6 protein-coding genes are annotated in these 7,157 nt (G+C 50.9%); all 6 read right to left on the bottom strand.

Translation table 11 applies throughout. The features are described from left to right. Positions 1-70: 70 nt before the first annotated feature. The 6 genes from thrR to ADA01nite_RS02620 all read right to left on the bottom strand — a co-directional run bounded on the left by thrR (position 71) and on the right by ADA01nite_RS02620 (position 7,121). Positions 71-517 carry a transcriptional regulator ThrR gene (thrR, locus tag ADA01nite_RS02645; protein WP_146808349.1) on the bottom strand — a complete coding sequence of 149 codons (447 nt, stop codon included), beginning with the start codon at positions 515-517 and terminating at the stop codon, positions 71-73. 209 nt (positions 518-726) lie between these two features. Next, the gene (locus tag ADA01nite_RS02640) at positions 727-2,400 is read right to left on the bottom strand and encodes a DUF4179 domain-containing protein (RefSeq protein ID WP_146808355.1); all 1,674 of its coding nucleotides are present in this window, start codon (positions 2,398-2,400) and stop codon (positions 727-729) included. Next, complete coding sequence (locus ADA01nite_RS02635) at positions 2,381-2,944, bottom strand: RNA polymerase sigma factor (RefSeq protein ID WP_146808348.1); 564 nt, start codon at positions 2,942-2,944, stop codon at positions 2,381-2,383. Before ADA01nite_RS02635 ends, ADA01nite_RS02640 begins: the two co-directional genes overlap by 20 nt. Positions 2,945-3,234: 290 nt before the next feature. Further along, the gene (obgE, locus tag ADA01nite_RS02630) at positions 3,235-4,518 is read right to left on the bottom strand and encodes a GTPase ObgE (protein WP_146808347.1); all 1,284 of its coding nucleotides are present in this window, start codon (positions 4,516-4,518) and stop codon (positions 3,235-3,237) included. Positions 4,519-4,767: 249 nt separating this feature from the next. Further along, entirely contained in the window at positions 4,768-5,313 is a 546-nt protein-coding gene (locus tag ADA01nite_RS02625) for a Spo0B domain-containing protein (RefSeq protein WP_146808346.1), read from the bottom strand. A gap of 95 nt (positions 5,314-5,408) precedes the next feature. Further along, on the bottom strand, positions 5,409-7,121 hold the full coding sequence (locus ADA01nite_RS02620; RefSeq protein ID WP_246147191.1) for a pyruvate oxidase: 1,713 nt from the start codon (positions 7,119-7,121) through the stop codon (positions 5,409-5,411). Between the last annotated feature and the right edge of the window lie 36 nt (positions 7,122-7,157).

The following is a 7,157-nucleotide window of genomic DNA, read 5'->3' as shown; positions in this document are numbered from 1 at the left end:
ATATCGGGGTTGCGGCTGAGATGCCATGGTCATTTTTTGTTCATAAATAAAACAAACGAACGATTGTATATTACCCTCTGCCGACGATAACTGCCCGTTTCACGCCCTCAAGCGCGTTTAGCTCATCAAGAAAGTCGGTTGTAGACAGGCTCAACTGCCCCGTATCAATCGACAGAGCTACATTCGCCATGCCCTGCAGCGGAATCGTCTGGTTAATGGTTAAAATATTTCCGCCCCGCTCCGCCACGAATTTCAGCACCTGGGACAGAATGCCCGCCCGATGCTCAAGATTGAGCGATACGGTAATGATAACTTCGCGCGTCATGGAATTAAACGGAAAGATGCTGTCCTTGTATTTATAATAGGCGCTTCGGCTGAGTCCCACCCTCTCCACTGCTTCGTTCACCGTCTCTACCTCCCCGGAGTCGAGCAGCTTCTTGGCCTCGATCGTTTTGCTGATGGATTCTGGCAAAATATCGGCCCGAATTAAGTAGAACAGCTCCTCTTGTTTTTTCATACGTCCTCCCGGAAAAAACAAATGTTTATGTATAGTGGACATTATACTTCGTTTCTTTTTATTATACAAGAGATATTCGTTTATTTTTAAAATGTTTTTTCTCGCTTACGAATGGAGGGAAAGTATATTTCACTTTATCACTGTAAAGCAAAATATACTTTCCTATCCCATAAGAAAAACAGAGAGTCCATATCGGACCCTCTGCTTCTTTACCTTGAAACCGGGATGTCGACCTTCCAATCCACATCCGTATGCCGCTTCATAATGCGGGTTAGTGACAGGGTTAACTTCTTCGGTTCGTGTTTCAAGCCATAGACTCGCAGCGTACTTGTGAACTTGCGATTGCCCGATGCATCCGGATCTTCCTCGCCCCCTGATACCATCGCTTTATACGTCCTGCCGTTCTCGTCGGTAACCACCCAATGGGTGAATGTGCCGGTATTTTGGGGATGGACACCCTCCAGTTCAATAATCGCATGCGACTCATCTTCAAAGAACGGCGGGCGCTTCTTTATATCCCAGTCCCGCTTTACGACGAAACTCTTTATTTTAATCGTACTGCCCTGATATTGTCCTGTGACAGGACTTTTCTTCAGATTATCAGGAGTAAAGGAAAGGGAAAAATCTGAAGGTTCTTCCATATCGACCGCATCTAGCACGAATGTCAACCGTTTCGCTTCTCCGAGCGGTACAAATCCGTCCTTCCATACCGTGCGGCCGAACGGTTTATGCACTCCCGATGAATCAATCGGGTTCCTCTCCCGCTCGCCCGATGGCAGAACCGGACCCGATTTTCCCGCAACCACGCGTCCCTTTTCATCAAGCAGACGATAACTAATGCCATAGGTGTAATCCCTGTAAGCATCGGCTCCTTCTTCCGCAATCCCGAGCCGGTTTTCGCGTTCAACCAATTCCTGCAGTTTTTTCTTTGCGCTTCCTGTTATGCTTGTCTCAAATTCCAACTGGCTTTTGGTAGGAGCGAACAGCAGGGTCTTAATGTTAATACTTACTCCCTGCCCGGTTGTATGCTGCAGATTAACCGCCGTGCTGCGCGTAGCCTCCAGCCCTTTCTTCATGTCTACGGGAACCTGCAGCTCCCACCGTCCTTCTTTGGCTCCAATGCCCGCGAATCCCCCTACGCGCGAAAGCTCAAAATGTACGACGGCTTTTTCCGGAATGTTGTTCTCCAGTTGAAAACCGATGATTCCATACGGATCATTGCGTCCCCAGCTTGACATGTCTGCCAATTTATTGCCTTTTGTATCAGTAAGGTAGACACGGTTCCCTGCCTCTTCTCTAAACCTCGGATCAAAATCAGGATCAAGATGGCCGCCGCCTTCTTTTTCAAGTACATAGGAAAGCGCGATGCGCGTCGGGTCCGCCACCACATCCAGTACCCGAAGCGTTATTCCGTTGTCGGTCACGTAATAATTCCCCTGCTGGACAAATCCCTTCTCGCCCGCCATTTGCAGGCCCAGGTCAATCATCTGATTATTGCGGTTGAAGATGGATTGCGTCAAGTAAGAGGCAAAAGACGGGGAGACGGACGCGGCCACCGAGACCGCAAGCAATGTTCCCGCCGCGGCATATGCCCATCTCTTCCATTTTCTTTTTCCAGCCTTCCGCACCGGCTCCGGCGCTTGTGGTTCCTCTGGCACCACAGCGTGCGGTTTCAGCTGTGCCATAATATCCTCAGTAAATGATCCGGGAAGCGCGGGCGCACGTAACGCGGCTCTTAATGCTTCTCTCTCTGCCTGACACTCTTCATACAGGTTGCGGCACGCCGGGCAATTCAATAGATGCGTATCCATTGCCATCTTCTCCCGCCCTGCGGTCTCGCCCTCGACATGACGGCTCATTTGTTCATATTCCGTACATTTCATTCAGGTCCCCTCCCGTCTTTGTGTACTGCAGTGCGGCACGCAGTTTCTTCTTTGCCCGATGCAGGTGCGTCTGTACCGTCGGCAGCGGAAGTTCAAGCACTTCCGCAATCTCTTTATAGCTTAAATCATCGATGTATCGCAGTACGAGTACGAGCCGATATTTTTCCGGCAGCCGTGCGATATGAGCCCTAAGTTCATGTGCCCGCTCTTTGTGCAGGTAGACCTGTTCGGGGCTTGTCCAGTCGACATACTCTTCTTCCTGTGCATCCATCCTCTCGCGCTTCTGTTTGCGCCAGACATCGAGGTAGCTATTGGCCGCAATCTTGTAGAGCCATGAGGAGAATTGCTTCTCCGGATTATAGCTTGCCAGATAACGATACGCTTTAATGAAACTTTCCTGAGCCAAATCCTGCGCATCCTGCGGCGATGCGCCCATCCCTATAAGAAGTCCGTAGACTCGGGTTTTATATTTATTTACCAGGTGGGCGTAGGCGTCTTTGCTCCCGCTAAGTACCTGGGCCACCCATTCTTGATCTTCATCCATTGTGCAACCTCCCATGAAACGGACGCTCCGGAGCAAACTTGTATTTCCCGTTTCCGTATTCATCTTATACTACTGAAGATATTCAGGAAATCTTTCGTGTTTATATAAATAAAACGAGCCTCCCGATCAATCCGGGTGGCTCGCTTTGCTCCTAATTTATGTCCATGTCCATTTCCTATTCAGAGGCATTACGGTATTCGCGGAAGGCATGTCCGATGCTGCTGGCGGTCGGCGGGTCAAACAATTAGGCTACAATCGACATTCTTTCGTGATTCGAAGCAAGAAAAGCTCTAGTCCACAAACTCGAACTCGAACTTGCCGATGCGTACGATGTCGCCGTTCTCGGCCCCTTTTTTACGCAGGGCATCGTCCACGCCCATGCTCCGCATGATGCGCGCAAAACGCTGAATAGAGTCGTGACTGTTCAAGTTTGTCATCTTAACAAGCTTCTCCAGCTTCTCGCCTTCGACAACGAAGGTTTCGTTCTCACGGCGTACCGTGAACGCATCCTCTTCCGGCTCCGCCTTATACAATACGGTCGTCTCCTCGTCGGCCACATCTTCTACCAGCGGCACATCCGGAATTTCTTCGAGCATTTCCGCTACTTTATACAAAAGTTCCCTTACGCCTTGCTTTGTTGCCGCGGAAATTGGAAAAACCGGCACGTCTTCTCCGACCTTTTTACGGAACTCAGCCAGATTTTCCTCCGCACCGGGAATGTCCATCTTGTTCGCCGCAACCACCTGGGGACGTTCCTCCAGCTTCTTATTGTACAGCTTCAATTCTTCATTAATCTGTACATAATCATCATACGGATCACGCCCTTCAGAACCGGCCATGTCAATCACATGGATGATGACGCGTGTCCGCTCCACATGCCGCAGAAATTGATGGCCCAGACCTACACCTTCATGTGCCCCTTCAATCAATCCGGGCAAATCTGCCATAACGAAACTCCGTTCTTCGTCTACATCTACTACGCCCAGATTCGGCGTTATCGTCGTAAAATGATATTCGGCGATTTTCGGACGGGCTGCCGAGACGACGGAAAGCAGAGTCGATTTTCCGACGCTCGGGAATCCCACCAGGCCGACGTCCGCCAGTACTTTCAGTTCCAGACGTACGTAACGCTCCTGACCCGGCTCGCCATTCTCCGCAATCTCCGGTGCCGGATTGGCCGGTGTCGCAAACCGGATGTTACCGCGGCCGCCACGGCCGCCTCTTGCGATAACCGCGCGCTGTCCGTTCACTACCAGATCGGCAATAACCTGCTGCGTATCATCATCAATTACGGTCGTCCCCGGAGGAACCCGTACGACTAAATCTTCCGCTCCTGCACCGTGTTGTCCCTTCGTCCGGCCGTTCTCGCCGCGCGCTGCCTTGAAGTGGCGCTTATAGCGGAAATCGACGAGCGTACGCAAACCTTCATCCACCACAAACACCACATTCCCGCCACGGCCGCCGTCACCGCCGGCAGGACCTCCGGCTGCCACGTATTTTTCCCTGCGGAAGGCAACCATCCCATTTCCTCCGTCGCCGCCTTTCACGTATACTCGTACACTATCTACAAACATATAAATTCCACCTTTTTCTGTGAAAATCATGAGAAAAGAAGGAGAGAAAGAGAAAATGAGATCCAGAGAAGAAAAAGGCGGTCGCCTTTTTCACCATTGAAATCATTGTCTCGTTCCTTTCTCTCTTTTCCTTCGCACCACAAAAGTCAGCCGCCCTTCCCATGATTTTCATGTCGGGGTTGCGGCTGAACAGCCATGCCTACTTTCTGTTTTCATGTCAGAGCTTGCAGCAGGGACGGCCATACTGTTTTATAGAGGAAACAGACATTCCAGTACCGACTCCGAAGCCGTATGAGGTGCGAGCAGCACCTTGCCCCCCCACTCTTCCGCCTGGACTTTTGCCTGCATAAGCTTAGGCTCGATTTCCCGAGCGTCCAGCTCGCCGGCAAAATCAGCCACCATCCGTAGCATTCCTTCTTCGCGATGCAACGTAAGAAGAAACGTATTGCTTTCTCCGTTATTATAGAGCGCGTGCTGCTGGTATAACTTTACCACCGAAAGAATGAAATCTCCCAGCTTTGGCCCCTCTTCAAACGATAGAAGTGAGAAGGAAGCCGGAATTTCCACCTCAATACATACGTTATTATGTAATGCGTTAAACGACAATAAATAGGCGACAAGCGGCGGATATTCCAGCCGGGACACCAACGTGTCCCGATTGGCATCCGTAATGATTTTGCGTATGTATTCCTCGCACATGTCGTATTTCTCAAGCTTTAAGTACCCGAGCAGAACCTGAATATGGTTAAGCCAGTCGTGCCGTTGGTGATTAATAACTTCGATTAACTCCTTCATACGGCTTCGCTCCCTTTATTATGGCTTCTCTCATCATTTTACCATATTCGGCCAGCGGCGTGGCACGAACGGTGCAAAGAAAAACATTCGCTTTTCTATAAACGAAGAATGGGCGGAAGCGAGACTTTTCCTTCCTCCAGCAGCTCTTTCGCCAGATGCTTGGCGTATCCGATCGCCTGCTCCACCATTACATTCGGAGGCTGCGGCAGCTCATCGGCTTCCACTAGCACATCGATAATGCAGGGACGCTTGGCGGCTGCGGCTTTGCGCAATGCCGGAAGCACATCTTCCTTCCTCTCGACGCGCAATCCCATCGCACCGCACGCTTCTGCATAGGCAGCAAAGTTTGGATTATGCAGACCGGTACCATATTCAAGGTTGCCGAGCACTTCTTGTTCAAACTTAATCATGGCGATTTTCTGGTTATTGAATACGACGACGATGATGGGTAAATCATACTTGACCGCGGTGACGAAATCGGCCATCATCATACCAAAACCGCCGTCACCGCATAAGGCAAACACCTGCCGCTCGGGATAGGCGATTTGCGCCGCAATGGCACCTGGCAGACCGCAGCCAAGCGTAGCCAGCCAGCTGGATAGAATAAAGTGCTGGTTGGTGCAGCGAAAATGCCGTGCGGCCCAAACGGTAACATTGCCGACATCGCACGACAGCACAGCATTCTCCTCCGCCATCTCCTCCATCGCCCGCGCCACATATTCCGGAAGAATCTTCGGATGCTCTGCCTCTTCCAGACTTTCCATTTTATCCCACCATTTATCCATATTCGCTTTGCAGCGCGCCAGAAACTCGCGGCTCTCATGGTATGCCACGCGCTCATTCAGCTGTGCAAGCGTCGATTTCGCTTCGCCGACAATCCCGACATCCACCGCATATCGTTTGCCGATTTGCCGTGCATCCACGTCCAATTGAATCGTAAACGCACGCTCCGGGAGATAGACAGTAAACGGATAGGAAGTGCCAATCATAAACAAAATATCTGCCTCCTGCATTGCAGTGTATGCCGCCCTTGTGCCAAGCAGTCCAAGACCGCCCAGGCAGTACGGATGCCTGTCCGGAATGACGCCTTTAGCCGGAAGCGTAAGTACGATGGGAGCGCCGAGCTTTTCGGCAAGGGTAAGCAGTTCCTCTCTTGCTCCCCGTGCACCTTTACCAGCTAAAATAACAATATTTTTATCCATTTGATTCAGTGCGGCACAGACCGCATCCATATCGTGATCCAGCGGCTGTACCTTTCCCCTTGCTATCTGGGGAGAGGTATAGGGCGTACCCTTGTTCATCTCCATATTCGTCACGTTGCCGGGAAACGCCAGTACCGCGACACCCTTCTCGGCATATGCCGTACGAATTGCTTGATTAACCACAGCGGGCAACTGTACAGGTGAAACAACCATCTGATTATACACCGCCACATCATCAAACAAGCGGCTTAGATTCACTTCTTGAAAATAATCAAGCCCCATTACTGCCGTATCGACCTGCCCGGCAATCGCCAGTACGGGCGCATGATCCAGTTTGGCGTCATACAATCCGTTCAGCAAATGAATGGCACCAGGACCCGCCACACCCAGGCAGACACCGAGTTTTCCAGTCAATTTAGCATACGCCGCGGCCGCCAGAGCCCCGGCTTCTTCATGCCGTACCTGGATAAAGCGAATTTTATCTTTCCTCTTGCGCAGCGCCTCAATGATAGCGTTTATCGAATCACCAGGCATTCCATACACATGGTCCACGCCCCACTCAATCAGCAAATCAATCAGCGTATCGGCTCCGTTTTTGCGAAACACAGGCAAACACTCCTTTGGTTTTTGCCTTAGTGTGCA

Source organism: Aneurinibacillus danicus, from assembly GCF_007991215.1.
Lineage (GTDB): Bacteria > Bacillota > Bacilli > Aneurinibacillales > Aneurinibacillaceae > Aneurinibacillus > Aneurinibacillus danicus.
The sequence above is the reverse complement of the archived record's forward strand: the minus strand, read 5'-3'. Positions and strand labels throughout refer to the sequence as shown.

Coding starts and splice junctions, on each gene's coding strand:
- obgE (WP_146808347.1), bottom strand. CDS start 4,518: ATGTTTGTAGATAGTGTACGAGTATACGTGAAAGGCGGCGACGGAGGA.
- ADA01nite_RS02625 (WP_146808346.1), bottom strand. CDS start 5,313: ATGAAGGAGTTAATCGAAGTTATTAATCACCAACGGCACGACTGGCTT.
- ADA01nite_RS02640 (WP_146808355.1), bottom strand. CDS start 2,400: ATGAAATGTACGGAATATGAACAAATGAGCCGTCATGTCGAGGGCGAG.
- thrR (WP_146808349.1), bottom strand. CDS start 517: ATGAAAAAACAAGAGGAGCTGTTCTACTTAATTCGGGCCGATATTTTG.
- ADA01nite_RS02635 (WP_146808348.1), bottom strand. CDS start 2,944: ATGGATGAAGATCAAGAATGGGTGGCCCAGGTACTTAGCGGGAGCAAA.